Below are 25,650 nucleotides of genomic sequence, written 5' to 3' on the forward strand. Positions count from 1 at the left end.
AAGTTTTATTTATATATTCTGAATACTCAAGTTTTTATAATCTAAAAACTTCTTTCCTTTCCTCATAATACTTATCAGTCCTATATACAACAGCATCCCCCATATGTTCAACAAACGAATTCTTCCCAATAATGCTTTCCATATTTTCATTTTTTAATTCCATTAAAGCCTTCTTATCCCAGTTAAAGAATATCCCTTCACTCCTAATCAAAGCCCTAACCGGATTCTCCCTAGCCAATCTAACCCACTTCCTCTTATCCCAACTTTCAAAATCTGCCGTCCCCTTATCCCTAAGCATATCCACCTTATTACTACCCTTCCTATAAAACTCATAAAAACTCCTATAAACATCCTCTTCACTAATTTCCATCTTAACCTTTCCTCCATTATAAAATGCAAGAAAAACAGGAATCTTATAACTCTTACTCATCTTTGTAGTTTCAATCATTTTAATAAAGTCATGTCCTATGCTATTAAATAAAGTTTCTTCACTTTTAAATAATTCTCCATTTTCTTTTAAGAAGCTTAAATAATCATTGAAAGGATTTAGTTCACTTTTATTTCTTTTTATAGCCGAATATATTTCATCATCTATATTATTGAAAAATTCAACTCTGCTCGGTCTATGTCCTACTAGCTCTTTTACTCTTAAGAATTCTTCTAAAATCCTATCTTTGATATTCATTTCTTTAGCTGCTAGTCTCTTAAATACATCTATAATTCTAAAATCAAAATCCACTCTGCAATCTTCTGGATATTCATTTTCATTAAGAATTCCTTTTTTTGCTTCAATTCTAGAATAAGCTTTTCCACTTAATAAAAATGGCAAAAGATCAGCTTTTTTATAATTTCCTATGAAATCTAGGACATTTAAATATTTTTTATCTTTATGCTTTCTGAGTCCTCTTCCTAACTGCTGCAAAAATACTGTTGGAGACTGAGTTGGTCTTAGGAACATTACCATATCAATTGCAGGTATATCTAAACCTTCATTAAACATATCTACAGAAAATATAACCTTTATTTCTCCCTTGGTTAATTTATTTACTGCTTCTGTCCTGTTTTCTGAGTATTCTCCATTTTCTCCACTATATACTGCAACTGCGGTCACTCCATTTTCACAAAAATATTTTGCCATATATTCCGCATGTTTTTTAGAGCTGCAAAAGCCTAAAGCCCTACCCGAATTGTATTTTTCATAATGCTTTAAGATTAATTCTCCTCTTTTATCCAGCATTAAAGCTTCTTCTAATTCTCTATCATTGTATTTTCCATTTTTAAATTCTATATTTTCGTAATCTACCATTTGATCATAAATTCCATAATATCTAAAAGGCAAAAGATATCCTTTATTTATGGCATCACTAAGCCTTATTTCATAAACTGTATTGTAATCACAAATAGAAAATACATCCTTTGAATCAAGTCTTTCAGGTGTTGCTGTTAATCCAAGCAAAAATTTGGGTGTAAAATAATCAATAATTTTTCTATAATTACTTGATACTGCATGATGAAATTCATCAATTACTATATACTCAAAGTAATCTCTTTTAAAATACTCTTCATTCAAATATTCATCCTTACCCAAGGTTTGTACCAATGCAAAAATCATTGATTTATCTTTATCCTTAATATTGTTATAAAAATAGCCAATATCCTCAGATTTTCTAACATTTTTAAAGCTTCTAGCTGCCTGTTTAATTATTTCTTCTCTATGAGCAACAAATAAAACTCTTTCAGCTTTTATTGAATCAAAGGCTGCTAAATATGTTTTTCCTACACCTGTAGCTGCTACAACTAAACCTTTATCAAAGCCTTCTTCTCTTGAATTTTCCAATTCATATAAAGCTTCTATCTGTGCTCCCTTTGGTTCAAAAAGTTCTACAACCTTATTACCTTCAATTTCCTTTGGTTCAATTGCAAATTCATCTTCACTAGTTCCATTTTCTTTAGCCTTCTCAAGATCCTTATAAAGCTGTGGTCTTTTCCAGCTTCTTGAGTAATCCTTCATAACTTTATCATTTTTTCTCTTATATTAATTTTTCATCTTTAATTTTCTTAAGGCTGCTCATAAATTTCCCCTCATTTTTCAATTTCTAACATTATACATGAATATTTTACCACATTGGCTAACTTTCTTCCATTGAAATTATGCTGTTTGCATACTTTTATTAATGAAAATAAACACACTGCTTGCATTACTACAAACTGTGTGCTTATAATTCCTTACAGTCTAAAACTTTTTTAAACTATTAACATTAATTTTGAATAAAATGAATTTAATGAAATACACTTCTGCGTAGGTATTTCTACAGTTTTTGTTCTAGGGATTGCTTAGTGTTACGGCACTAAGCATTTCTTATTTATATTATATCAAATATATATTTTAATATTGTTGCTGTAAAAGAACTATAAGCAAACATTACACCTTAGTATTCCTAAAATTGAAACGTCTTCTAATATTTCATAAGAAAATTACTTTTTCTTAATCCCAATATTACTTAACCCACCAATCAAAAATCCCCATAATTTTCTCATCATTCTCTTCAATCTTCTCAAACAATATCTCAAGCATCCCCTTAAATATCCTACATCTATAAGAATTAACATTAGGAGCAAACAAATTGCCATACTGAGCATAATTGCAAACAGGGCATACTCCACAATATGGACTATAGGCACATTGCTCACATCCTGGAATTGCTTCGAGGCATGAAGATACTGCTACTGTTTTACATACTGGACTTTTTATTAAACCTGCTAAGGTATTTTTATATACGTCACCAATCTTAAAGCTTTCATCGCCCATTTCCGAAAGCATCCTTCCTTCATCGCAAGTATATATATTTCCGTCATAATTATAAGCAAGCTGCCCTATGGCACCTCCGCAAGGTGATCTTAATTCCATATAATTTATTGGATCATTATTTAGGATTTTCTTTAATAATATTACTGCATTGGCTTCCCTTATATCTATCCCTTTAGCTGCAAGCTCTATTATGTAATTTAGGACTTTCTTATAGAAGTTTAAATACTCTTCTGCTGTATATCCAATTTCTCCCCAATGCTTTGCTGCATATCCCATTGGTGTTAATGGACGCACAAAAATTGATTTCAATCCTAGTGACACATATTCATCTACAATTTCTTTTGGATAATCTAGGCTAAATTTACTTGTTGTTTGTATAGCTTGTACTGAACTTGAAAAATTAGCTTTCCTATTAATTAGTTCTAGTTTACTTTTTGTTATTTCCAAGCTGTTTCCTTTATTATATTTTCTATTTTTATTATGTAATGTCTCTGGTCCATCAATTGATGTAGATAAGCCTATATTATTTTTAAGAATGAAATTTATCATTTCTTCATTTATTAAGGTTAAATTGGAAACCATTGAATAGCATATATCTTTTCCTAATTCTTTGTTTCTTTCTTTTGAATAACTTACAATATATTTTAATACTTCAAAATTTGCTAGAGGTTCTCCACCTTGAAATTCAAAGGTCAAATTCATAGCTGGAGATTGAAGTGCAATATCAACTGCTCTTTTGGCTATTTCTTTTGTCATAAATTTATGACTATTTTCACAGTTTTCCGCCTTATTGTAAGCAGATGCCTGACAGTATATGCAGCCTAAATTACAGAAAGTAGTAAGAACAAATATATGCAACTGCGTCCCATCATTAAGATAATTTTTCATTTTTCTTAGTTCACTTGAGGCTTTTTCAATAAACTCTTCTTTATCCCTGTAGATAAAATAGTTATCTTCTAATAATTTAAGCTGGCCTCTAGGAATATTAAAATCCTGGTTAAGTATGCTCTTCATATGATTTTTATCAATAAATAAATATCTTCCTAAATCATTAGTGATCAAGAACTTGTCTTTCATTTCTTCAAAATTAAAGTAATTTATCTTGTAATCTGCATTAGTTAAACTCTCCATTATACTATACCTATTCCCTTTAAGTTTTTAAATTTCTTAGTAGAATAAAAGAAGCCTCCACATTTTTCTTTTATGTTGCACTCTTCACACTCTTCCCCATATTTAACTTTGTATTCTGTGATACTTTTTTTAGCAATACTCCAAAACTTTTTATCAATATAGCATAATGGAATATTATAAATATAAGTACGAATTCCGCTAGATAATAAAGTTAGACACGCCTTTTCTAATTGCTCTTTAAAATCTATGAAATCAACCCAGACTTCATCTCGATTTATATATGCATTCCCCAGTATTTCCATAGCCATAAAATTTACTCTGTAACAATTAGGAAATTCTCTAGTAATCATCTTTGCTATATTATTCAACTCTAAATAATTTAGTTTATTTATTACAACCCTTATTTCAACAAGTTGCTTATGGTTTAACAAATTTTTCATTCCATTAACTGTTTGAACATAACTTCCTTTGACCCTTGTAATCTCATCATGCATATATTCCTTATTAGAATGAAGTGGAATACCAACAATTATGTTGTTTGGACAATGCTTTATAAATTCCTTAGTATAGTTTTCATAATAAAAAGTTCTTCCATTAGTTAACATTATAAATTCAGCATTATGAAATTTATCTTTGCATATATCTAAAATGTGAAACAGCTCTTCTTTTAAAAAGGTAGGTTCTCCACCAGTAATGCATATATATTTAGTATTATCATTCATTAATTTGATAGCTGATTTTATAATATTTACATCTGCATTGTGATGAGTACTTCTGATTCCATCTGAATCTGGACACATTATGCAGTTATTATTGCATTGATTAGTTGTTAAAATGACTTGTTCTGAAGAATTAGCTTTATACATAACTTTTAAAGAATTTTTACTCGAGTTTACTTTCACTACATCTCCAGATGTCAATTTGCTTATATTAATTCCACTTATAAATTTAACGTTTTTTTCTAATAAATCTTCTTCTAGTTCTTTAGGAAGTATGTTGCTTTCAAATATATAAGCAAAAAATCCGTATTTAAAATCTTCATAAGCCTTATCTTTTATAACTAATATTAAATTATCTTCCTTTTCTAAATTATCATATGTAACTTTTCCTACTAACTCCATCTAATATACTCCTTATTTATATGATGAAATACAAAATACTTCCAATAGTCCCAAGTGATATAAATGGAGCAAAAGGAATCTGTCTTACAATATAAATGTATTCCTGTCCATATTTACTTTTTGCCCACCTTTTAACACTTTCTGCTTCCTCTAAAGTTATCCTTGAATGAATTGATTCAGATTTAAATGTTGGAAGTCCCTTAACTCTAGAATTGAAAAATCCAACAAAAGTTCCTGCTGAAAGCACCATTCCTTCTTGAACTTCAGTTGTTTTTATTTTTTTATAATTATATCTTGAGCATAGATTTCTGATAATTATAATTATTAAAACAAAAAATAATATTTTATAATCTATAATAAATCCGCTGCTATATCCATTTATATAATAATCAAATGTAGTTGCTAAAACTGCTAAAATGACTGTAATGATACATAGTCCTTTTTTCTTTGCCTTATCTAAGAAGTAGAACATTAGAAGAATAATTAAAAATCTAATTAATAATACATTATTAGTTAAAAATTCACGTGATACTAAACTAATTGTTCTATAAATTATTGTTATAATTGAAAAGGAAAATAACCATTTTATGAAAAATTCTTTTATATTAAATATCTCAAAGAAACTTTCACGTTCTAAAGTTGGAACTTCCTTACAAAAGAAATACAAACTCTCGCCACACAAATATATAAGAGCCACAGTAAAAGTAATAATATAAATCATTAATCCCTGAAAAGCAATAACCCCATTATTTTTTAAAATATTTATTGGAGCTATTAAAAGCATTAAAATCACATATTTTGAATCTCCAGCTCCCCATATATCAAAATAATACAAACAAATTGAAATCAATGCACCAATTAAAAAATTCATTATATATCCGCTAAAATTATAAATTTGTTTTTCATAAAATATAAAATACATACTATATAAAAGCTGAATTATAAGTCCTATTTTCATGAAAAATCTTAAATGTTTATTTAAGATTTTTCCATGCTTAAAGTCAGTAATAAAAGTTATTATACTGATACATATAAGGCATAGTATTAATACTGTTAAATATATGTTGTTTATCATTTACTTTTATACCTCTGCAGCACTTAGAGCTATTATGTAATTTGAAAATTCTTTTGTAATATACTCATCATCAGTTTCAAAAGTAACTATAGCTCTATCTTCTTTAATTTCTATGCTGCTTTTAACTAATTTTTTATACTCATCAAAGCCTTCTTGTATTATACATTTACTATATATTGCTAAACTCATTTCAATTTGTTGCATAATACTACCCCTCATTCTTATCAAACCAGTTAACTAATATATCTAACTCATCCTTTAATTCAGGACTATTTTCATTTACATCTTCCTTAGTATCCTCATATTCAATACATGTATCATATAATGCTCTCCCCATAACTAATTCCCTAATATTTTTAGTATCCTTAGCAACAATGTATCTAATATTCTGCCTCAATAATTCATTATAGAATTCACCTTTATACTTTTTCATTTCTTCACTATTCTTTTGCTCTTTACTTTCTAAAACAACTTCAATATCACTATTTACGTAATTTAATAAAATATAGAAGCCTTCTATAAAATTATAGGCAGCCTTCATTATTGTTTTAACATTATATATATCTTTATTAAGATAAAAAGCTATAGAATTATCATTTTCCTTTGTTAATTTATCACTCATATAATTTCTCTACTTTCTACTAAAAATTAGGTGTTGCATCTGGTATTTTAGGTGTTCCCGGTACTTTTGCAGGCGCTTCAGCTGGCGCATTTGAAGTTCCATTTGAATTTGCTGATGCTGCAGTATTTGAACTTGAAGCAGTTGATGAGTTAGATGCTGCTGAACTTGAATTGCTTGATGACGCAGCATTATAATTACTTTGAGTTGCTCCTGAATTACTTGAACCTGATGTACTAGAATCTGCGCTATAATTATCTGTTCCTGTAGAAGATGATGCATGAGACGCATGTGATTCATGCGATGCATGTCCACTTGGAGCTGCTGATGATGTATGTGAAGCATGTGATGCATGTGAACTATGTCCTGCAAATGCTTTTGATGGTATCATTGCTGCTAAAATAACTAACATTGATCCAATAAATAGTACCTTATCTCTACTTATGTTTCCTTCTTCTTCGTATATAAAATCTTGAATTTTTTTGTTTATTTTAGGATAATTGATTTTCCCCATATGTATCACCTCTTACTTACTTTCTGAAATGCATTTATTGTCTTTCCATGTTCCAGTCAAATTTTTTCCATCTTTATAAGTGTATGTGCCTTTTCCTTCCATTTTGTTGTTATTCCATTCACCAGTATACTTATCTCCTGTATTTTCACCAGAGCCAAAATCATAAACGCCTTGTCCAGTCATCGCATCTGCTTTCCAGTCACCAGTATATGTATCTTGACTTTCTTTCCATGTAAATGTTCCTTTTCCTGACCTTAATCCGTTTTCATAAGTTCCTGAATAAACATCTCCATTTGCATAATTTAAAGTTCCTTGACCATTCATTTTATCATCTTTCCAGTCACCTTTATAACTATCCCCATTCGCTGCTGTGAATGTTCCAGTACCTTCTCTTTTTCCATTCTTAAGTGTTCCCGTATATTTTCCACTGTTGATTGTTTTGTCTGTTACATTACCATCATTTTGTTCTTGCTGAGCTTGTGCCTGTACTGCCTTAGTATCATTCGCATGTGGTACAGTTATTCCAAACAAAATGAATGATATTACAAATGTTGCTGCTAATGCTTTTAATATTTTTAATAGTTTCTCTGGTTTATATTTGAAATCTTTTTTCTTTTTTGAATAAATAAATAATGGTATTATTCCTATACACCCTAAGAAACTAAAAAATACAATCATTGTCAGTAAAGTCGCCATTATTATCCCCCCGCTTTCCATTTAATACATAATTAGCTACATTATAATTATATTACCTAAGTTTATAATATAAAAATCTTGAATCTATTGTTTTAGCTATATATAAGAGAAATCGAGTAATTTTACATAAATTTACTCGATTTCTCTCATATTCTAAATAAATTTTTCCAGCACTCCAAACCCCTGATTTACAGCCACCCCATAAACCGGTCCAATCTCCGGCTTAAGTTTCTTTATAAATTCTTCTTCTCTATTTTCCTTAACGAACTTTTTAGCATTTTCTATTTTTAAAACTTCCCTATATTCATCAATTTGATTTCTTTTATTCTCATTAACTACGTAATTAAAGACTTCATATTGCATTTTACAGAACTTGTCTATATATAAATCAAAAGGAAGCAAATTATCATTTTTCTTACTATTTATATTTTTAAAGGTTGGTATTAGATTCCACATTTGATTATGAAGAACAAAGCTCCAAGGAACGAAATGATCTATACTTAACACTCCATGTTCATCGTAATTTTCTTTTGTAAAATCTAAGCCTGTATATAAATCTTTTATGTGCTTTCTTTCTATGACATTTTCCCATATTTTTGTTTGTTCTCTTAAAGAATCTCTATTTTTAGGAGCTTCTAATTTCATTGCTATTCCAGGTACATTGGGGTTACATTTTTGCATATTAATTTTTTAAATTCAATTTCACTTTTCCTTTCAGAAATCTCATCTAGCAAAGCTAAAAGCCAATACAGCTTATAGCTTGCAACTGTATCATTTAATACTCTAGAAAATATCCTATAATCAACTTCACTGCTATAAGGCACATCACCAATTTCTTTTGGTGATATTGAAAGTTTATCTGTTGTATAAATTCCATTCATTTTAATTTCACCTAGCAAAATACAATATAGATATATTCTACCATAAAAATAAGAGCTTATATTACATAAACTCTTAATAAAATCCAATATTTTCAAATAATGTATCTGTATATACTTAAAACTAGTTGCAATTATAACCAAAAGGAACTCTTGTCCCCAATGTTTCTTTCCACCAAGATTCTCTACTTAAAATAATTTGTTTATCAACTCTTGAATTATAATTTTCTAGAATTGAATATTGAAAATATTTCTTCATGTAATCAAAGCCTTGAGTGTTTAAAATGTCCAGAAGCTCTTTATTACCCCCATGCCCATTGCTGACATAGCTTTTCCATCTTTGCAGCAGCATTCCATTTTCACCTGTAGCTGATCCTACATATAATTTTCCGTTATTTGTGTCCCTGATTAAATAAACAGCCTTTTGATTTTCTAAGGCAGATATCCAATCCTTCTTATTTCGTGAAATAATTGTTTCAAGCTATTCAAAAGATAAACGTACCTTTTCATATCCTGGAAAGTCATCACCATCAAATACTGTTGGTAGTATTTGCAGAACTTCAAGCTGATCGAAAATATCTTCAACATATCTAACTTGTGTTTGAAAATCTTTATGAAACTTTATAAGTACTCTTCCGAAAAAAGGCTTATATTTCTCTAATTCTTCACCTTCATAATTGACATCATTTTTTACATCAAATTCTTTTGTTACACGTTTAATTGTAGTAAGAAGCCACACGTCATCATTTATTTTAAGTAAACAAATAACTATCTGATTTACATCAAAATTTCTTCTTTCTGTTCTCCAAAAAAGCCATCTATCATTTACAACATCAGGATTTTTCTTATATTCTTCCATTGGATCACTTTCACCATTAAACTGATTGAATTTAATTTTTATATTACTTAAATCCTCAAATGCTAATAAGTCATTTAGATATAATGCTGCGCTGCTCATTAATTACTCCCCTTAACTTTATTATTCTATGGTTCATTTTACCATACTCATTGACTTATTAATTCATTATTTTCCTCAAGCTCCATTAAAACTGAAGGACTTATACTCAAAAAGCCTCTCCCATTATTGCAAATACCAGCCTAATCTAAAACTGCATAAATCATAAAGCCTGGACTATGCTAATAGTTTCCACAACAGCAAAAATCATTTTGTACTTTTAAGCACAATCCCCTCCTTAAATCCCCCACGTTCTTTAAGATTCTTATCTCTAGCCTTTTTTAATAAGTTTAGCATTATTAGAACTAACTCTAATAATATCAATTTTTTTATCTAAGAATATAGAGAACTTAGTAACTCCGCTTTTCTTAATCACTATATTTAAATTTGGAATAACGTTGGATAACTCTTTTTTAAGCTCACCAATATTCATCGTTGATACTTTCTTTTTATTAAATATCACAACTATTTTATTTTCAATTTCTTTAATATTTTCTGGCATAATATTTTTTAGAGTAACCCAGTATTTGTTTTCTTTATTACTTAGTGAAAGGCTATCAAACTCCTTTAATAGTTCGGATAATTTTGTATAATGATAATTTCTAACATCAAAATCTGGGAACATATTATTTATCCTTTGTCCTATTTCTCCAAGGGCCATAGAATCCGTATTGCTATCCAAAATCATATCAATAATAGCATTTTCTATAATACTTTTTGTAGAAGATTTTTCACTAATTTCATTATTCTTAGATACTGTATCTAGTTTCTCATCTTCAAGTTCCGTCTCTTCATTTATAATATCTAAAGAAATAAATTTTTCACATGAAGCTCTAAATGCTGCTGGTGTTTTTTGTTCTCCAATGCCAATTACTAAGTTTCCAGACTCACGTAATCTTTTTGCCAATTTATTAAAATCAGCATCACTTGACACAATGCAAAAACCATTTACCTTCCCTGAATATAATATATCCATGGCATCAATAACAAGTCCTATATCTGATGCATTCTTTCTAGAAGTATCATTTGATTGCATTATAGGGGTAAGTGAAAACTGTGAAGATTTCTCTAACCAAGATTTTAACCTTTCCTGTGTCCAATCACCATACATTCGCCTTATTGTAACCCTTCCATACTTTGTAAGCTCACCTAAAATACTTTCAATATGCTTAGCTCCAATATTATCTGCATCTATCAATAAAGCAATTGTTAATTCTTCCATAATTATATCTCCTTACTATTCTCTAATTAATTATTTTTACTTTCCCCAAGCTCCATCAAAAATGAAGGCTTTATAGTTAAAAACCCTTTTTCATTATTACATATACCTGCCCAATCTAAAATTGCAAAAATTACAAAGCCTGGACCAAATGCACTTTGTCCTTCTTTTACTCCATGAACCTTATGTGCAATATAACCTTCCACTGAATTCATTGGTAAAAGTTCATTTCCAAGTCTAGCTCCCTTTGATCTGGCGCTACCTTTTGGTGCCTTTCCTCCGTTATTTATTACAACTTCTACAGCAGCATCAAATACCTCCCAGGTTAATTGATCTGGAACTGGTATTTTAGGAGAAACAAGCCCACTTTCATTTGAATCGTAACTTATTTCACAAGAATCACCTCTAAATAGTTTAATAGACGCATGTCCATCAGATTCGTCTAACTTTTCTCTAATTTTTTCTGTAACAAGATTCCCTATATATACATCATTTTTATTTATATCTAAAATTACTTTATCCTGCTTTTTAGCAACCTCAATTACATTATTAATTTCTTTAACTTCTTTTCCCACTAATTTAATTTCTTTTGCATTATTAATAATTTCTCTATTAACATTTTTACTTTTATTTTTAGTATTAATTTCTGAAACTTGTATCTCTTCAATCTGATTTATATGTTTTGCCTTCATCTCTTCACTAACGCAAGTATGAGACTTTAATTCATAATATAGCTCAATAATCTCACCTGCTTCAAATACCTTTGGAGAATTATTTATAAGCTGCTCTATTGTTTTATTTAAAGCATATCTATTAATAACTTTCACATTTTCCGAATGAACTTCCATTTTCTTTATGACGCATCTTTCACTAAAAACTATAATTGACTTTACTAATTTTTCATCAACTTTTAATAATTTTATTAGATATTTTATATGAGTATTGTTTTGCCTTATTGGATTATAAAACTTTTTCTTCTGTTTATTCTTTAAGATCTGCATCCAATACTTACTTTTCTCATCTCCAAAGATCCATCCGCTATAATTTTTTGATTCTAAAACATAAATCCCTGTTTCATGTAAATATATTAAATCAACTTCTGTAGTTTCTCCATTTTCTTTAGGCAAATATACATTAGTAAGTATTCTATGTTCCCCTTTTATTTTTTCTAAAATATTAAACGATAAATACTCTCCATATTTCCCTTTGTCCATCATTACTCCAAAGAAACCATTCCCTGATTCTTTTTTATAATTGCTTTTATCATACTTACTCTTTTTTAATGCAATTGCAATTACAATCACTAAAATTATAATAATGTATAACCCTACCATATAAATTCTCTCCCTTTACCTTTAACTCATCAATTAAATTATATATTTTATACATAGTAACTATATTTTAACATAAATAGTTAATACTTATAAAGATTTACAAAACAAAAAGCAGTTAAGTTTTCATAACTGCTGACTAATATTACATATATTTACCATAGTCGATCAATACATAAAAGATGAGTATTGAAATGATACTTTAAAGAAAATTCTCTAAAACTCCAAACCCCTGATTTACCGCCACTCCATAAACCGGCCCAATCTCCTGTTTCAACCTTTTAACAAATTCATCTTCCCTGTTTTCCGTTTTAAATTTCTTAAGATTATCAACCTTAAGTACTTGTCCATATTCATCAATCTGATTTTTCTTGTCTTCATCAACTACGAAACAAAATGCTTCATACTGCATTTCACAAAACTTATCAATATATCTATCATAATGAAGCAGATTATCACTTTTCTTACTATTAATATTCTTAAAAGTAGGCACCAAATTCCATATTTGATCATGAAGCACAAAACTCCAAGGAATAAAGTGATCTATACTTAAAACTCCGTATTCCTTATAATTCTCTTCCGTGAATGCTAAGCCCGTATATAAATCTTTTATGTGTTTTCTTTCTATGACATTTTCCCATATTTTTGTTTGTGGTCTTATGCTATTTCTATTTTGTGGAGGTGCTAGTTTCATTGCTATTCCAGGAACATTTGGATTTCGCTTTTGTAGAAAGCATGCAAGTTCATAGTATGCCCAGCCTTCAATAATTTTTCTGTTATATTTTAAATAATTACACCAGTTATCTCTTATTCTAATGCAATTATCATTTTTCTCATTTTGATATATTTCATAAACACACTCATTATCCTGTCTTGATAATTCTTCAATCTGCTTTTCAACTTTTCTGCCCTTGAGCTTCCCTTTAAAAAAAGGTGCTAAAAATCTGTACGGAACATTATAAGTTAAATCCTTTAGCATTTTATTTAATTTTTTATCTTCCGACTCATATATAAATTCAAAAAGCTTATCTTCAGTATAGTTACTTCCAACATTATAAGTATCAGAAATATAATCAACTACGCTTGCTAAATTATCACATAATCCAAAACTAAGTTTAAATTTTAAAATAGGATACCAAGATTTAACCACCATCCTGCTTATTAATGTTCTAAACTCAATTTCTTTCTCATCAGAAGCTACTTCCTTTAGTATAGCTAATAACCAATACATTTTGTAACTAGCAGATTTGTCATTTAATACTCCTGCAAAAGCGGAATAATTCACTTCATTACTATATGGTACCTGACATATTTCCTTTGGTAATATTATTGTTTCTTGTGGAATAAATATTTTATCCATTCAACCTCACCCATTTTAATACAATCTCCCTACATTTTAACACAAAAATAAGAGTTTACTCTACATAAACTCTCATTTTAATCCAATTATTTACTTCACAACTTTAAGTATAATTCCTTCCTTAAATCCTCCACGTTCCTTTCTCTTTTTATCCCTAGCCTCCAAAAGTTCCTCTTCACTATAACCTAAGCTTTCCGCTAGTCCAAATAAAACCTCCATTACATCAGCCAATTCCTCTAAATTTTTATCCTCTAAAAATTCATTAACTTCTTCTTGCAATTTAGTTTCCAAAAGCTTGTACTTTTCATCTCCAGCTACGATTGCAGTATCACATTCTCGTCCATCAGCTTTTATTATTTTAGGAATCTTATCTCTTACTAATTTATTATATGTTTTCATTTGTTCTCACTCTTTTCATCATTAATAATATTAATATCTTTCTTTTCTGTTAATTCTTTTATTTGAGCTAGCAAATATTTATTTTCCTTTTTTAGTTTTATATATTTCCAAATAAAAAATATAATTACCAATGGAATAACCCACCAAAAAGAAATAATATTAATTGAATTATCTTTTGTATTTTTCCATTCGAATTTAACATTTGCTTCTTTAAGTTTTGATATCAAATTTCTATCATTTATATTTGCTGTAAACAAAGTTTTCCCTTTATATTCCTCATTATTTTCACTTGGAGTTATTATTAAATTTTCATTTTCAATTACAACTTTAGATACTTGCTTTTTCTCTAGTAAATTTATGAACTCATTATATGTAATCTCTTTAGTCGCTAAAGTATCTTTAGCATAATTAAATGCAATGAAAAATACACATACCAAAATTAATATTGCTAATATATATAGTATTTTAACTATTTTTTTAATCTTCTCTCCCATATTAATACTCCCAATTTTGTCCATATAATTAATTTAATTATATGTAACTATTCAGCTATAGTAAAGTAATTATTTTGAGAATATAATTTTAGGTATGATAAATAGGGGTATCAACTTACAGTTAACACTCCACCCCCTTTTTTAAGGCTACCTAACAATACGTAAATTTTTTCTATGGATATATTTTACCATAAAAGCATATTTTACAATAAAAAATAAGAGCCTATTTTTATAAGCCCTTAAAATATGACCTTCTTCTCTTAATCACATACTTTTATCTGTCACACCTAAAACATATTTACCTAAAGGTGTTATCCTAAAATATTCAACTTTAAAAAATGGAAGATAATCATAATCTGAACAGCCACCTTTTGCTTCATAAAAAATAGTATCAACAATCCCCATAACTGACAGGTATTCTTGCAGAACAACTTCAACAAAGCGCCCCTCTATCTCTTTCCAATCACACCAAGGCTCAAGATACATATTATGTTTTTCACTATAATGGCTAATACTTCCAACTTGATTAATAAGGAAACTTTTATTTATCATTTTAATGTAATCCAAAAATTCTTCTATAGCCACCCACTTCCCAACTGGACAATTTTTAAGGTGCTCCGCAATTATTTTTCTACACTCCTCCATCTTTCCCTTAAACTCTGTTTTGTAATCAGATTCAACAACTCGATTCAATTCATATATATTTATTGACTTTAAATAGCATTTAAAAAGCTGCATACATTTATCAGAGTTGCTGAGTTCAAGAAATTCTTCTGCTTTATCCGAAACTTCAATAATATCATCATTTTCAACTAACAAATCAGATTCCGCTAAAAGACTGTAAATCCCATATATTCTATTTGTCTCTTGAAAATTGCTTATGTTGTTAATCTCACTTAAATATTTAAATACATAATCCTTATTAATAAGCACCTTATTGATCTTTATAACAGCACTTTTTGAAGGAAACTTTCCTACTATCTCCAAATATAATTTCTCATTTTTCACTAAATTAATTATACTAAAAAAATCTTCTGAAAAACTCTCTCCTATTATATTAAAGAAATTTTTTTCGTCCTGAGGTACTTGTTCTAATGCATTATAATTTATTTCCATAGGTGGTAAATACTTTTCTAATATTTTTTTTATTGGGTAAGGTACAGCCTCCAGCTGAAAAATCAACTTTATCTTAGATTCTATTTCCCATGGTTTTTTAAATCTTTCTTTTTTTATACCATATTTTTCATGTAAATATTCAACTTTTTCATAACTTGGCAACTCATCATATCTTAAGAATTCCTCAATGTATTCCCTCTCAAATGGAGTAAGTTCTTTCCATATCTTATGAATATTATTTTCATTTAATAAAAATTCTTCTAGGGTATCTACTAAATCCGACTTGAGAAGCCCAGTGTATCTTAAACCTGCTATTTTCATCTTTTTTATGAGTTCATTTTTTGTACTACACTCCAAGCACTCTTTCAGTTCCTTTTCTTCCATATTATCATTCCTTTCATAACTATTCTCTGTCACTTGTGAATCTGAAACTAAACTTTATTTCTAAAATGGCATTTCATCATAAGAATCGTCGAACTTCTCATATTTCTCTATCATATTATCTTCTTCTATACCATTTACAATGATAGTTAATTTTACCATGAAAGCATATTTTCAAGCAAAAATAAGAGCATACTTATATAAACTCTAAAAATATAAGTCATTGTAATCAATAAGAATGTATGTTTGCATAAAATTCTTTCTTTCTGGCAAAAATTAAAATAACACCCACTTGGAAGGAGTTTTAGGCACATGAAAACAAATAACAAGTCCAAAGCTGCTATGAATATTTTTCATCAGACAAGGAAGCAAAATGCCATCATAGCGGGTCTATTATGGCATTTTGGTGACGCAGGATGGTGGAAAATATGCTAGCAGATGGACTTGTTATTTTATTTGATTGTGCCTTAATATGGATTATAATAAAATTGAAGATGCAGTCTTTAAAAAGGCTATGGAAATCTTTAAAGATAGTGCATCAGAATTTTTTGATTTAGATTTAAAAATAATCGCTCCAGCAGAAACAGAAATTAAGAACATTGATATAAAAACAAATACAATGGATTATTTATTTTACACCGCTAATGGCGAATACCTACATTTCGAGTTTCAAACAACCATGAAGAAGGATGATATATCAAGATTCTTATATTATGATGCGTCCTTATATTATAAAAGTAAAATGAATATAAATACCAATGATAAAAATAATTGTTTAATGTTGCTTTATGCTTTATTTGATAAAGTGAAACTTGATTCAAGTTTACTTGAATCCTAGTTGAACTTATCCAGGAACTAAGTGCCACTTATTGATACCTTGAAAAGGTGGAAATTAGTGGCACTTAGTTATCGGACAAGTTTGGTGACGATATTTCAAAGAAAAGATTTAAGGAGGTTGTTAGCATGACAGAAGTAGGCAGAATGATATATGAGGAAGGAATAGAAAAAGGCATTGAAAAAGGAAAAGAAATGTTAATAAAGCAATTAATAAAAAAATTTAAGATAGTGCCCGATGAATATAAAAAGAAAATAATGGCGCTACCTCAAGATGTAATAGAAGTTATCGGCACAGAAATATTTGACATAAATTCACTTGATGAACTTAAAAAATATTTTTAGGTTAATAATTTAAACTGCAATTGTCAAATAGACCATTGCAGTTATTCTATCTGCTAATAGTACCTTTTAAGTACGCATTTTCTTATCATATTAATACCTCTACAATAAAATTATTATAATTAATTCTTTATTGCATCCTTTTTTCATAATCTATTTTCTCTTTTATTAAAAATATTTCTCATTTATCTGTTACAAAACCAATAATTGTAATCTTCAACTAATTCGTAGTTATTGCTATTCTTTTCTACTAATTCCAGCAAACATAAAGGAAATGCATATTGTTTTCTACCTTTCCAATAAACCTATATTATTTGAATCTAATTTCATATATTCAATTTTAATATTGCTAACCATATTTCTCAATAAATTTTTAAATTCACTTACATCTGTTTCTTGCTTTTCTTTTTTTAACTTTATAATTCCTTTATCTGTTGTTATATTTATTAATGTTTTTTTATTTTTCGTAAAAGTTACTTTTGTTATTCTATCCCATTCAATAAAAATACTTTCTTGACTCAATTCTGCTAAAATTAAAAGACCTTTTTCATAAAGTTTAATTTTTGCATTTATTATAACTATATCAAAGTTTTGATAATCCCCAAAGTAATCGAACTCAAACTCCATAATATATTTTCCATATTCACTTTTTATAACTTCAAGCATATTTGTCTCCTATCTTGTATCAAATTAATAATTAGTATTACGTTAATATGTCACTTATTAAATTCACCTAACAATAATAGACTTTCTTTATGGATATATTTTACCATAAAAACATATTTTTAATCTAGATAATGACCTTCCACACCATCAATTTTAACATTCATAGCATTAATTTGACTTAGGATTGCAGTTTGTTAAAGCTATATTTTGACCTACTACACTAATATAAGGTATAATTTATAGCAGTTATATACCATATATATTTGTAGAGGTGACGTATTATGTTTGATAAGCCAAGCGATTATCTTGAATTAGGATTGAATTTATCCTTTGGAGAAGATTTGAAAAACATACTTAATTCAACAGCGACTGTAAAGAGAGTTTTAAAGGATACGAATGTTCTTATCCAAGGCGAAATACCATCTTCACTCTACTATGTCCATCAAGGAATCATGAGAGGATATTATATAGATAGTTTGGGAAATGATGTTACAAAATGCTTTGCAAGCGAAAGAGAATTTGCTTGTAGTGAAGGCCTCAGAAAACCTGGAGAAGCTAGCTTCAGTGTAGAGAGCCTTGAAGAGAGTATTTGTGTAATCATACCTTATAGTTCCATAATTGAAGGAGTGAAAAAAGGCACTGAAATGACAGCCATAATCAATAAATATAGTCAGAAAGCCCTTGCTGATGCAGAAAGACATACACGGGGCTTGCTTACGAAAAGTGCATTGGATAGGTATATAGAGTTTAAAAGTGAGTATAGCGTTATAGAAGATAGAATAAGCCAAGCTCATATTGCTTCTTATATTGGTATTAGAGCAAGTTCACTCTCCAGAATTAAAAGAAGTATGAAAATAGAATAAATTTACATAGAAAACATCAAATAGAAATATTTGGTGTTTTTTTGTTGTAATTGACATAGGTCAATTACAAATGGAACCTTTAATGCTAACATGATTTATAAATTCAATTGTAAATAGGAGGATTATAAGTATGAAAAAAATTTCTTTAGTAACAGGTGCAAATGGACATTTAGGCAACAATTTGGTAAGGCAATTATTAAAGAAAGGAGAAAATGTTAGAGCAGGTGTACGTAATTTAGAGGACAAAGAACCATTTGAAGGTCTTGATTGTGAAATAGTTTATGCTGACTTAATGGACAAAGATTCACTTCGCAAGGCATTAGAAGGAGTAGATACATTATATCAAGTGGCTGCTGTATTTAAGCATTGGGCTCAAGATCCAGAAAAAGAGATAATTATCCCTAATATTGATGGAACTGAAAATATAATAGAAGCAGCTAGAGAAGCAAATTTAAGAAAAATAGTATATGTAAGTTCTGTAGCAGCATTGTCTTTAGACGAGGTTAATTCAAAAGGTAAAATTGATGAAACTACATGGCTTAAAAATGGTCATGGAAATGCATACTTTGTTTCAAAGAAAGAATCAGAGAAGAAAGCCTGGGAGTTAGCGGAAAAATATGATTTGGATATGGTTAGCGTTCTTCCTGGAGCAATGATTGGAGGAGAATTTTTAAAGAAAACTACTACAATGATGGGCTTTGATAGTGTTCTTTTAGGAAAGATGAAAATAAATTATATAACTGAAATGACACCAATAGATGTAACTGATGTTGCACAAGGAATGATCGCAGCCGCAGAAAAAGGTAAAAAAGGAACAAGATATATTTTAGCTAATGAAGAACCAGTAACTTTAGATGAGATTATAGAAATTGCAAAAAAATTTGTTCCAAATCTTGAAGCACCAGAAAAATATACTAAAGAGCAAGTATTAAATTTAGCCGACAAATTAGAAGCTGAAGCTAAAAAAACTAATACTCAACCTTTGCTGCTTAGAAGCCAGGTAGAATTATATTATGGTGGAATAAACAGACATTATGATATTACTACCTCAAAAAAGGATTTGAATTTTAATCCCAAATTAGGTGCAAAGGCATTGGAAGAATATTTTGAACGAGTTTATAAAAGTCTTTAATCCTTTACGTTAATAATTGGCTATGTTTTAATATAGTGTTGAAATATAGCCCCCAAATTATAGATTAACTTGTCCACCTATAATGCCAATATACAAATTCAGACCTTTTTAACATTGCAGTTTCGGTTTTGCATTCCAATATATCTTAACTCTTATATCTCTATCAGACGCATTTGGTATTCCACCAGTAATTCTCATTTTACCAGTGTACTCATTTTTATTATCAAGTGAAAACTTGCCATCTTCTCCCTCTTTAGGTCCATCAATTAAATATTTAATTTCATTTTCTGGGTTATTATCCGTTCCAATAAATTTAAATGTGTGATAACTATCATGTGATTTTTCGGTTCCTTCAATTTTATAAGATACATCCCAACTTTGACTTTTGCCCTCATAGTTAATTGCCATACTATTATTCTTACAGCCAATAAGAAATAATGAGCAAATAACAATTATGGAAATAAACCGATAAACAAAAAAGAAACATCTTTTGCTTCTGTCAACCAATAAAAAAGTGTATATAAAGCTTTAGTTCCATTAGATGCAGCTTTAAAAAACGGAATGAGAGATTTCTTATTGAAATATAATCTTTGCTGACCATCAGGATCTTTTATTGCTGTTAGTTTTTCATTTACTCCTGCTTTATTAAGCAATTCCTGAAACTGTGTTAAAGCTTCGTTTTCAAAGATAAACTTTGTAAAATCCGAGCTTTCTGTCTTATATCCAATATATCTATTTTCGTCTAGGCTTCGAAACCACAGCATATTATTTACAAAACGCATTAATTGCTTAAGAGGTGCCACACTATCTGATGGTGTATTGTTAACTACATATCTTAAAATAGAAACACTATTATCCTGAAATTCATAATTTAATGAAGGCATAAGCTTACTTATTCCCTCAAAATCTCCAGTCTGCTTCACATAATCGTAAGACATTATCATATTGTCATTTATTGAAATTTTCTCATATAATAAGTTTTTTAAATCACTTTTTCGATAAACGTAATCTACTTCTCCAGCTTCCAATTTAAATACATAATGAAATTCAGTGAAATCCGTTTCTCCATCAGTATTTAAATAATAGTCATAAACTCCTGGAGTTACATTTTTATCTGTCAAATGTGTTGTTATATCAAATATTGCTAGCCCAAGATTTGATTTACCAGAAGCATTCTTTCCATACACAATTATTTTATTAAGTAAATTATCTTTAATACACTCGTTAATTAATAATTTTATCTAAAATAAAACTTCTATTCTATAATGCAAAAATGATTTTTCTTTTCAATATTTCTTTTGACTTTATTCGCCGCTTTACTGTCAATTTCAAATGCATATGGAAGTTCGCTTAATGTATCTTTTTTTATTTCTTTGTAATTTTTCAATTCTTCTAGTAAGTATTTATCATCAGTTTCTACAATAGTAACTTTTCTTATTTTTATTTTTTTACTTTTATCTTTCCATTCATTTAATGACAGAAGAACATTATCTGGTATTTTATTTTGTGAAAATTCTTTAAAATAATCACTTATCTCCTCTATGGAGATTCCATTATCCAAGGCTGTGACCATAGCTTTAAATGATATTTTATATATGCTCACTGTATCCTCTGATAATTTCTCTGCAAATTTGTCTAGATATATGCAATGAACATCTTTCATTGTCCCGGATTGTACAATTATTTCATAATTAGGCTGAATTATTATTCCTGTTTCATCTTCTACATGTTTTATTTTATAATCATCATTTACTCCAAGTACATGTGCTCCAAGTTGCGTTAGTTTAAAATAGTCAACTTTAAGGTATTCTACATCCTCATCATTATAATCGTCACTTATTAATAGATCTACTATTCCCATAGAAGCTAAGTATTCCATAAGTACTACATCTATAAATCTTCCTTCTTCCTCTTCCCAGGAGTTTTGATCTGGATAATAATAATGATCATATTCATAATATGTATATATTGTCCCAACTATTTTTCTTAAAAAATTTCGATCTAATTTTTTTATAAATTTAAGGAGCTGTTCTTTTTCAATCCACTCATCAATTGGTGCCATTTTTAAATATTTTAAAACTACCTCTCTACACGTTGAATAGTTTCCATTATAATCAGTTTTGATCTTTAATTCATTAATTCTTCTTAATTCATCTACACCTGATTTTATATATGCTTCCAATAAAAATTTACATTTTTCTACTGTTTTCATCATTAGAAAATCATCTGCACAATTTCCAAGCACTAGCGTTTCATTTTGGATTTCTAATATTCCGCTTTCTAACAATAATTTAGATATTCCATATAGCCTTGTGGTGTTATCAATTACTCTAATCTGACTTATATCATTTCCATAAAATATCTCTTTATTAGTAAGCACTTCATTCATTTTTACCATAGCTGTTTTATTAGGCATTTGTGATGCTTTTGTAGTTTTAAATTTAGATGAATTAACTAGTTTAATTATAGATACAAAATCTTTTTCAAAAGTTTCTCGTATAGAAATAAATTCTCTATTATCATATCTTGTCTCATTTTTTAAATATTCCTGCGTATTAATATATGTAGCAAAAAACTCTACTTCAATTGGTTTTATAAAACTTTTTAATATGGTAGTAATTTCTATTGGAAGTCTTCCATTTATAAAGAACAAATTAGCTTTTGATGTATTATAAAAATATTGCTGAATACCACTGCTGTATCTATAGTTATCTTGATTTGTTCCATTTGGAGTATACTTTTTCATAATCTCTTTTACTTCTTTATTTTCAAGCTTTCCTTCTGATCTTATATATTCTGATATAATCTCCTTTTCCATTTGGCTTATACTATTCCATATAGCTATTATGTTATCTTTATTGCTTAAATAATTATATAATGCATCTACCATACCTGCTTTTCTTGTTGATAATGCTTTTACACCTGATATTTTTACATATTGAGGTAAATTCATTCCATATCCACTTGTTGTCATGCTCTCTAATTGTTCCCTTAATGCCACTTACAATCACTCCATCCTATTTTCGTGTTTCTATATAATACTTATATCCTTGTTCTGCTAAAAATAATTGTCTTTTTACAGCAAATTCCTGTTCTCTGCTGTCTGCTGTTACAATACTATAAAAATAAGCTCTGTTATCTCCTTTTTTAGGTCTTAGGATTCTTCCTAATCTTTGAGCCTCCTCCTGCCTTGAACCAAAGGTACCTGAAACCTGAATTGCAACACTGGCATCTGGCAAGTCTATAGCAAAATTAGCCACTTTAGATACAATTAAGATACTTATCTCTCCTTTCTTAAATTTATCATATAATTGTATCCTTTCCACGTTTTTAGTTTTACCTGTTATTATAGGAGCCTTTAACTCTTTTGATATTAAATTCAACTGATCTATGTATTGACCTATTATTAATATTTTATCCTCTTTATGCTCATTAATTAAGTCCCTTAAAATATCTATCTTTTTATAATTTTCAGAGGCTATTCTAAATTTATTTTTACTATCACTCACTGCATATTCCATTTTTAACTCTTTTGGAATTTCTACTCTTATCTCTGTACACTGCGCTTCTGCTATCCAGCCTTGCTTTTCGAGTACTTTCCAAGGAAGATCATATTTTTTAGGACCTATAAGACTAAATACATCATCTTCTTTTCCATCTTCTCTAACGAGTGTTGCTGTAAGTCCTAATCTTCTAGTTGCCTGTATCTCTGCTGCTACTCTAAATACAGGCGCTGGAAGTGTATGTACCTCATCATATATAATAAAGCCCCATTTATTTTCATGGAAAATATTCATATGGATAAATTCATCAATTTTACTCTTTCTATGAGTTAATATTTGATATGTTGAAATAGTTATTGGTTTTATTTCTTTTATTTCTCCACTATATTCTCCTATATCATCCTCATTAATATTCATCTTATCTATAAGTTCCTGCTTCCACTGCCTAACTGCTGTAATATTGGTAGTTAATATTAAGGTTTCTTCTTTTATTTTATCCATAACTGCCATAGCAGTAACAGTTTTTCCAGCTCCACACGGAAGTACTATAACTCCACTTCCTCCTTTGGCTGTCCCCTTTGAATAAAATATATCTGATGCCTCTTTCTGATAATCTCTTATTAAAAGCTCTTCTCCTGATGAAGTAAGTTCTCTTAAACTCATATCATATGCTTTTCCTTCTATATATCCACCTAAATCTTCTATTGGATATCCTAGCTTTATTAGTGAATGCTTTATCTCACCTCTTGTATTTTCATCTATTTTATATGTAACATCATCTATTCTTTCCTTGAAATACTTTTCCATAGCCTTATAACTAGCTATTTCTTTCATTATGTAGTCATCTTCTGATTTTATGATTAAATCCTTACCAGCTCTTAGGATCTTTATTTTTCCATACTTATTTATATTATCTTCAATATCCTTAATAACATTTTGTGGAATATCGTATTTAGAGTATTTTTCTAATATTTCTATTATATCTTCAAAACTCATGCCACTTGAAGCAGCATTCCATAAAGAAAGTGGAGATATTTTATAAGTATGAATATACTCTGGACTTTTTATAACCTCTGCAAATCTAGAAAGCTTATCTCTAACTTCTGTATATAACTCATTATTAACTTCTACTACCAATGTTTTATCACTTTGAACTATTATTGGATTACTAGGACTGACATTCATCTTTTTCTCCCTTATATTAGTATTTAATTTTTTAATAAGATATTCGATTGCGTCTCTTTCAAGCAGATTTTAATTTTGAAATAGCATGATTTATAATAATTCGTACTTTTTTCACCTCAACTGCTTCCCATTCCATCAAAAATCTTATAAAACCAATGTTCTTACTTTCTCCTACTTTTAATAATAACATCTTAACAACTTGTCTATTTGTCTGTTTTAAACGTTCTATTAAATTCTCTGTACCGATTTCATTAACTCTCAAAATTAATGAATATAATTCTTCCACATAATAAGGCTTATAGGTTTCCCAACCTTTTTCTGAAAAAACTATCATAGGCAGTCTTCCATTATAATAGATCTCTAAATAATAATTTACAATCATCCAATCCACTATTTTTGTTATTTCTTCAATAGTTAACTTATTATAGTATCCATAACTAGGACACTTATCAAGTCCATTTTCTAATACTTTTTTATCCTTAGATCCTTTAAGTATTTTTGCCAGCATTGTTCTCCCAGCAGATGCAATAATTTCATCTGCTGCTCTAAGTATATTATTTATATCTTCTTCTGATGGATTCTTTTGTCCTGTTAAGTCACTTAAATTATATCTAACTCTAGGCTTTCTACTCATTCTAACTACCTCATTATTTACACATTATTACACTTAAAATATAAATTCTTCTTGTTCCTCTTCTTCAAACTCAAAAAACATATATTCATAATCATCATATATATCGCTAATCAATCTATTTTCTCTTAATTTTTTTCTTTTTTCAAGAAGTTTCTTTTGTGCCTCAATGCTTTGCTTCAATTGCATTACATATTCCTCTTCTATTTTATACCCTAATAAAGTTAATTCTTTAACAGCACATAATTTATCTACTGCAAAATGTTTACTATATCCTTTAACCAAGTTCTTTCCATCATACTCTGTTACCCAAGCTTTAGCCACCAACAATCTTGAGTCTCTTTTTAATCTTTTATGCCTTGGAACACCAAAATTCCTTTTTTGTTTTTTCATATT

29 protein-coding genes are annotated in these 25,650 nt (G+C 28.8%); 4 read left to right on the top strand and 25 right to left on the bottom strand.

The window, feature by feature from the left end:
* Nucleotides 1–34 precede the first annotated feature (34 nt).
* From CDLVIII_RS18660 to CDLVIII_RS18735, 18 genes are all read right to left on the bottom strand, one after another.
* Complete coding sequence (locus CDLVIII_RS18660) at nucleotides 35–2,011, bottom strand: DEAD/DEAH box helicase family protein (protein WP_009171025.1); 1,977 nt, start codon at nucleotides 2,009–2,011, stop codon at nucleotides 35–37.
* Between the two features lie 486 nt (nucleotides 2,012–2,497).
* Nucleotides 2,498–3,940 carry a His-Xaa-Ser system radical SAM maturase HxsB gene (hxsB, locus tag CDLVIII_RS18665; RefSeq protein ID WP_009171026.1) on the bottom strand — a complete coding sequence of 481 codons (1,443 nt, stop codon included), beginning with the start codon at nucleotides 3,938–3,940 and terminating at the stop codon, nucleotides 2,498–2,500.
* Nucleotides 3,940–5,061: a His-Xaa-Ser system radical SAM maturase HxsC gene (gene hxsC, locus CDLVIII_RS18670; RefSeq protein WP_009171027.1), complete on the bottom strand. Its 1,122-nt coding sequence runs from the start codon at nucleotides 5,059–5,061 to the stop codon at nucleotides 3,940–3,942. The genes hxsB and hxsC overlap by 1 nt, the downstream gene beginning before the upstream one ends.
* 16 nt (nucleotides 5,062–5,077) lie before the next feature.
* Nucleotides 5,078–5,932 (bottom strand): hypothetical protein, encoded by an 855-nt coding sequence (locus CDLVIII_RS18675; protein WP_144005386.1) that lies wholly within the window; start codon nucleotides 5,930–5,932, stop codon nucleotides 5,078–5,080.
* A 210-nt stretch (nucleotides 5,933–6,142) separates the two neighbouring features.
* The gene (locus tag CDLVIII_RS18680; protein ID WP_009171029.1) at nucleotides 6,143–6,340 is read right to left on the bottom strand and encodes a hypothetical protein; all 198 of its coding nucleotides are present in this window, start codon (nucleotides 6,338–6,340) and stop codon (nucleotides 6,143–6,145) included.
* A 4-nt stretch (nucleotides 6,341–6,344) separates the two neighbouring features.
* Nucleotides 6,345–6,758: a His-Xaa-Ser system protein HxsD gene (hxsD, locus tag CDLVIII_RS18685; RefSeq protein ID WP_009171030.1), complete on the bottom strand. Its 414-nt coding sequence runs from the start codon at nucleotides 6,756–6,758 to the stop codon at nucleotides 6,345–6,347.
* A 19-nt stretch (nucleotides 6,759–6,777) separates the two neighbouring features.
* Nucleotides 6,778–7,269: a His-Xaa-Ser repeat protein HxsA3 gene (hxsA3, locus tag CDLVIII_RS18690; protein WP_009171031.1), complete on the bottom strand. Its 492-nt coding sequence runs from the start codon at nucleotides 7,267–7,269 to the stop codon at nucleotides 6,778–6,780.
* A gap of 12 nt (nucleotides 7,270–7,281) precedes the next feature.
* Nucleotides 7,282–7,965, bottom strand: a complete 684-nt coding sequence (locus CDLVIII_RS29390; protein ID WP_009171032.1) for an MORN repeat-containing protein — start codon at nucleotides 7,963–7,965, stop codon at nucleotides 7,282–7,284.
* 153 nt (nucleotides 7,966–8,118) lie between these two features.
* Nucleotides 8,119–8,646 (bottom strand): HNH endonuclease domain-containing protein, encoded by a 528-nt coding sequence (locus tag CDLVIII_RS18700; RefSeq protein WP_242835758.1) that lies wholly within the window; start codon nucleotides 8,644–8,646, stop codon nucleotides 8,119–8,121.
* Nucleotides 8,613–8,846: a hypothetical protein gene (locus tag CDLVIII_RS32175; protein ID WP_050816278.1), complete on the bottom strand. Its 234-nt coding sequence runs from the start codon at nucleotides 8,844–8,846 to the stop codon at nucleotides 8,613–8,615. Before CDLVIII_RS32175 ends, CDLVIII_RS18700 begins: the two co-directional genes overlap by 34 nt.
* A 121-nt stretch (nucleotides 8,847–8,967) precedes the next feature.
* Nucleotides 8,968–9,315, bottom strand: coding sequence for a GIY-YIG nuclease family protein (locus tag CDLVIII_RS31750; protein ID WP_201767394.1), 348 nt, complete (start codon nucleotides 9,313–9,315; stop codon nucleotides 8,968–8,970).
* Between the two features lie 9 nt (nucleotides 9,316–9,324).
* A complete protein-coding gene (locus CDLVIII_RS31755) occupies nucleotides 9,325–9,801 on the bottom strand; it encodes a hypothetical protein (RefSeq protein WP_201767383.1) in 477 nt (158 codons plus the stop codon).
* A gap of 268 nt (nucleotides 9,802–10,069) precedes the next feature.
* Nucleotides 10,070–11,020 (bottom strand): NYN domain-containing protein, encoded by a 951-nt coding sequence (locus CDLVIII_RS18710; RefSeq protein ID WP_009171033.1) that lies wholly within the window; start codon nucleotides 11,018–11,020, stop codon nucleotides 10,070–10,072.
* Nucleotides 11,021–11,046: 26 nt separating this feature from the next.
* Entirely contained in the window at nucleotides 11,047–12,351 is a 1,305-nt protein-coding gene (locus tag CDLVIII_RS18715; RefSeq protein ID WP_009171034.1) for a nuclease-related domain-containing protein, read from the bottom strand.
* Nucleotides 12,352–12,550: 199 nt separating this feature from the next.
* Nucleotides 12,551–13,708 (bottom strand): HNH endonuclease domain-containing protein, encoded by a 1,158-nt coding sequence (locus tag CDLVIII_RS18720; protein ID WP_009171035.1) that lies wholly within the window; start codon nucleotides 13,706–13,708, stop codon nucleotides 12,551–12,553.
* A gap of 90 nt (nucleotides 13,709–13,798) precedes the next feature.
* Entirely contained in the window at nucleotides 13,799–14,107 is a 309-nt protein-coding gene (locus tag CDLVIII_RS18725) for a nucleoside triphosphate pyrophosphohydrolase (RefSeq protein ID WP_009171036.1), read from the bottom strand.
* Nucleotides 14,104–14,601 carry an ATP-dependent metallopeptidase FtsH/Yme1/Tma family protein gene (locus CDLVIII_RS18730; protein WP_009171037.1) on the bottom strand — a complete coding sequence of 166 codons (498 nt, stop codon included), beginning with the start codon at nucleotides 14,599–14,601 and terminating at the stop codon, nucleotides 14,104–14,106. Before CDLVIII_RS18730 ends, CDLVIII_RS18725 begins: the two co-directional genes overlap by 4 nt.
* A 264-nt stretch (nucleotides 14,602–14,865) precedes the next feature.
* On the bottom strand, nucleotides 14,866–16,101 hold the full coding sequence (locus tag CDLVIII_RS18735; RefSeq protein WP_009171038.1) for a hypothetical protein: 1,236 nt from the start codon (nucleotides 16,099–16,101) through the stop codon (nucleotides 14,866–14,868).
* A 469-nt stretch (nucleotides 16,102–16,570) separates the two neighbouring features.
* Between CDLVIII_RS18735 and CDLVIII_RS18740 the strand changes: the two genes are divergently transcribed.
* Nucleotides 16,571–16,936: a hypothetical protein gene (locus CDLVIII_RS18740; protein WP_242835759.1), complete on the top strand. Its 366-nt coding sequence runs from the start codon at nucleotides 16,571–16,573 to the stop codon at nucleotides 16,934–16,936.
* Nucleotides 16,937–17,061: 125 nt separating this feature from the next.
* Nucleotides 17,062–17,277 (top strand): DUF4351 domain-containing protein, encoded by a 216-nt coding sequence (locus CDLVIII_RS18745; RefSeq protein ID WP_035301844.1) that lies wholly within the window; start codon nucleotides 17,062–17,064, stop codon nucleotides 17,275–17,277.
* Nucleotides 17,278–17,562: 285 nt separating this feature from the next.
* Here CDLVIII_RS18745 and CDLVIII_RS18750 read toward each other — a convergent pair whose 3' ends face one another.
* Nucleotides 17,563–17,940 carry a hypothetical protein gene (locus CDLVIII_RS18750; RefSeq protein WP_009171039.1) on the bottom strand — a complete coding sequence of 126 codons (378 nt, stop codon included), beginning with the start codon at nucleotides 17,938–17,940 and terminating at the stop codon, nucleotides 17,563–17,565.
* A gap of 281 nt (nucleotides 17,941–18,221) precedes the next feature.
* On the opposite strand from CDLVIII_RS18750, the gene CDLVIII_RS18755 reads away from it, so the two are divergent.
* Both CDLVIII_RS18755 and CDLVIII_RS18760 read left to right on the top strand, forming a co-directional pair.
* Nucleotides 18,222–18,803, top strand: a complete 582-nt coding sequence (locus tag CDLVIII_RS18755) for a Crp/Fnr family transcriptional regulator (RefSeq protein WP_009171040.1) — start codon at nucleotides 18,222–18,224, stop codon at nucleotides 18,801–18,803.
* A 130-nt stretch (nucleotides 18,804–18,933) separates the two neighbouring features.
* The gene (locus CDLVIII_RS18760) at nucleotides 18,934–19,935 is read left to right on the top strand and encodes an NAD-dependent epimerase/dehydratase family protein (RefSeq protein ID WP_009171041.1); all 1,002 of its coding nucleotides are present in this window, start codon (nucleotides 18,934–18,936) and stop codon (nucleotides 19,933–19,935) included.
* Between the two features lie 108 nt (nucleotides 19,936–20,043).
* Here the strand turns inward: CDLVIII_RS18760 and CDLVIII_RS18765 are convergent, their stop codons facing one another.
* From CDLVIII_RS18765 to CDLVIII_RS18790, 6 genes are all read right to left on the bottom strand, one after another.
* Nucleotides 20,044–20,343: a hypothetical protein gene (locus CDLVIII_RS18765; RefSeq protein WP_009171042.1), complete on the bottom strand. Its 300-nt coding sequence runs from the start codon at nucleotides 20,341–20,343 to the stop codon at nucleotides 20,044–20,046.
* Nucleotides 20,344–20,387: 44 nt separating this feature from the next.
* A complete protein-coding gene (locus CDLVIII_RS18770) occupies nucleotides 20,388–21,122 on the bottom strand; it encodes an AAA family ATPase (RefSeq protein WP_009171043.1) in 735 nt (244 codons plus the stop codon).
* A 68-nt stretch (nucleotides 21,123–21,190) separates the two neighbouring features.
* Entirely contained in the window at nucleotides 21,191–22,936 is a 1,746-nt protein-coding gene (locus tag CDLVIII_RS18775) for a helicase-associated domain-containing protein (protein ID WP_009171044.1), read from the bottom strand.
* Between the two features lie 16 nt (nucleotides 22,937–22,952).
* On the bottom strand, nucleotides 22,953–24,623 hold the full coding sequence (locus CDLVIII_RS18780; protein ID WP_009171045.1) for a DNA repair helicase XPB: 1,671 nt from the start codon (nucleotides 24,621–24,623) through the stop codon (nucleotides 22,953–22,955).
* Between the two features lie 58 nt (nucleotides 24,624–24,681).
* Nucleotides 24,682–25,257, bottom strand: a complete 576-nt coding sequence (locus tag CDLVIII_RS18785; RefSeq protein WP_009171046.1) for an RQC-minor-1 family DNA-binding protein — start codon at nucleotides 25,255–25,257, stop codon at nucleotides 24,682–24,684.
* 33 nt (nucleotides 25,258–25,290) lie between these two features.
* Entirely contained in the window at nucleotides 25,291–25,647 is a 357-nt protein-coding gene (locus CDLVIII_RS18790; protein ID WP_009171047.1) for a hypothetical protein, read from the bottom strand.
* Between the last annotated feature and the right edge of the window lie 3 nt (nucleotides 25,648–25,650).

The organism is Clostridium sp. DL-VIII, assembly GCF_000230835.1.
Classification (GTDB): Bacteria; Bacillota; Clostridia; order Clostridiales; family Clostridiaceae; genus Clostridium.

Excerpts from the sequence above, each read along its gene's own strand:
- CDLVIII_RS18740 (WP_242835759.1), top strand. The coding sequence starts at position 16,571 with ATGGATTATAATAAAATTGAAGATGCAGTCTTTAAAAAGGCTATGGAA.
- CDLVIII_RS18750 (WP_009171039.1), bottom strand. The coding sequence starts at position 17,940 with ATGCTTGAAGTTATAAAAAGTGAATATGGAAAATATATTATGGAGTTT.
- CDLVIII_RS18735 (WP_009171038.1), bottom strand. The coding sequence starts at position 16,101 with ATGGAAGAAAAGGAACTGAAAGAGTGCTTGGAGTGTAGTACAAAAAAT.
- CDLVIII_RS32175 (WP_050816278.1), bottom strand. The coding sequence starts at position 8,846 with ATGAATGGAATTTATACAACAGATAAACTTTCAATATCACCAAAAGAA.
- hxsC (WP_009171027.1), bottom strand. The coding sequence starts at position 5,061 with ATGGAGTTAGTAGGAAAAGTTACATATGATAATTTAGAAAAGGAAGAT.
- CDLVIII_RS29390 (WP_009171032.1), bottom strand. The coding sequence starts at position 7,965 with ATGGCGACTTTACTGACAATGATTGTATTTTTTAGTTTCTTAGGGTGT.
- CDLVIII_RS18675 (WP_144005386.1), bottom strand. The coding sequence starts at position 5,932 with ATGAATTTTTTAATTGGTGCATTGATTTCAATTTGTTTGTATTATTTT.
- CDLVIII_RS18680 (WP_009171029.1), bottom strand. The coding sequence starts at position 6,340 with ATGCAACAAATTGAAATGAGTTTAGCAATATATAGTAAATGTATAATA.
- CDLVIII_RS18700 (WP_242835758.1), bottom strand. The coding sequence starts at position 8,646 with ATGCAAAAATGTAACCCCAATGTACCTGGAATAGCAATGAAATTAGAA.
- CDLVIII_RS18760 (WP_009171041.1), top strand. The coding sequence starts at position 18,934 with ATGAAAAAAATTTCTTTAGTAACAGGTGCAAATGGACATTTAGGCAAC.
- CDLVIII_RS18730 (WP_009171037.1), bottom strand. The coding sequence starts at position 14,601 with ATGGGAGAGAAGATTAAAAAAATAGTTAAAATACTATATATATTAGCA.
- hxsA3 (WP_009171031.1), bottom strand. The coding sequence starts at position 7,269 with ATGGGGAAAATCAATTATCCTAAAATAAACAAAAAAATTCAAGATTTT.
- hxsD (WP_009171030.1), bottom strand. The coding sequence starts at position 6,758 with ATGAGTGATAAATTAACAAAGGAAAATGATAATTCTATAGCTTTTTAT.
- CDLVIII_RS18660 (WP_009171025.1), bottom strand. The coding sequence starts at position 2,011 with ATGAAGGATTACTCAAGAAGCTGGAAAAGACCACAGCTTTATAAGGAT.
- hxsB (WP_009171026.1), bottom strand. The coding sequence starts at position 3,940 with ATGGAGAGTTTAACTAATGCAGATTACAAGATAAATTACTTTAATTTT.
- CDLVIII_RS18710 (WP_009171033.1), bottom strand. The coding sequence starts at position 11,020 with ATGGAAGAATTAACAATTGCTTTATTGATAGATGCAGATAATATTGGA.
- CDLVIII_RS18780 (WP_009171045.1), bottom strand. The coding sequence starts at position 24,623 with ATGAATGTCAGTCCTAGTAATCCAATAATAGTTCAAAGTGATAAAACA.
- CDLVIII_RS18725 (WP_009171036.1), bottom strand. The coding sequence starts at position 14,107 with ATGAAAACATATAATAAATTAGTAAGAGATAAGATTCCTAAAATAATA.
- CDLVIII_RS18790 (WP_009171047.1), bottom strand. The coding sequence starts at position 25,647 with ATGAAAAAACAAAAAAGGAATTTTGGTGTTCCAAGGCATAAAAGATTA.
- CDLVIII_RS18755 (WP_009171040.1), top strand. The coding sequence starts at position 18,222 with ATGTTTGATAAGCCAAGCGATTATCTTGAATTAGGATTGAATTTATCC.
- CDLVIII_RS18745 (WP_035301844.1), top strand. The coding sequence starts at position 17,062 with ATGACAGAAGTAGGCAGAATGATATATGAGGAAGGAATAGAAAAAGGC.
- CDLVIII_RS18720 (WP_009171035.1), bottom strand. The coding sequence starts at position 13,708 with ATGGATAAAATATTTATTCCACAAGAAACAATAATATTACCAAAGGAA.
- CDLVIII_RS18785 (WP_009171046.1), bottom strand. The coding sequence starts at position 25,257 with ATGAGTAGAAAGCCTAGAGTTAGATATAATTTAAGTGACTTAACAGGA.
- CDLVIII_RS18715 (WP_009171034.1), bottom strand. The coding sequence starts at position 12,351 with ATGGTAGGGTTATACATTATTATAATTTTAGTGATTGTAATTGCAATT.
- CDLVIII_RS31755 (WP_201767383.1), bottom strand. The coding sequence starts at position 9,801 with ATGAGCAGCGCAGCATTATATCTAAATGACTTATTAGCATTTGAGGAT.
- CDLVIII_RS18765 (WP_009171042.1), bottom strand. The coding sequence starts at position 20,343 with ATGGCAATTAACTATGAGGGCAAAAGTCAAAGTTGGGATGTATCTTAT.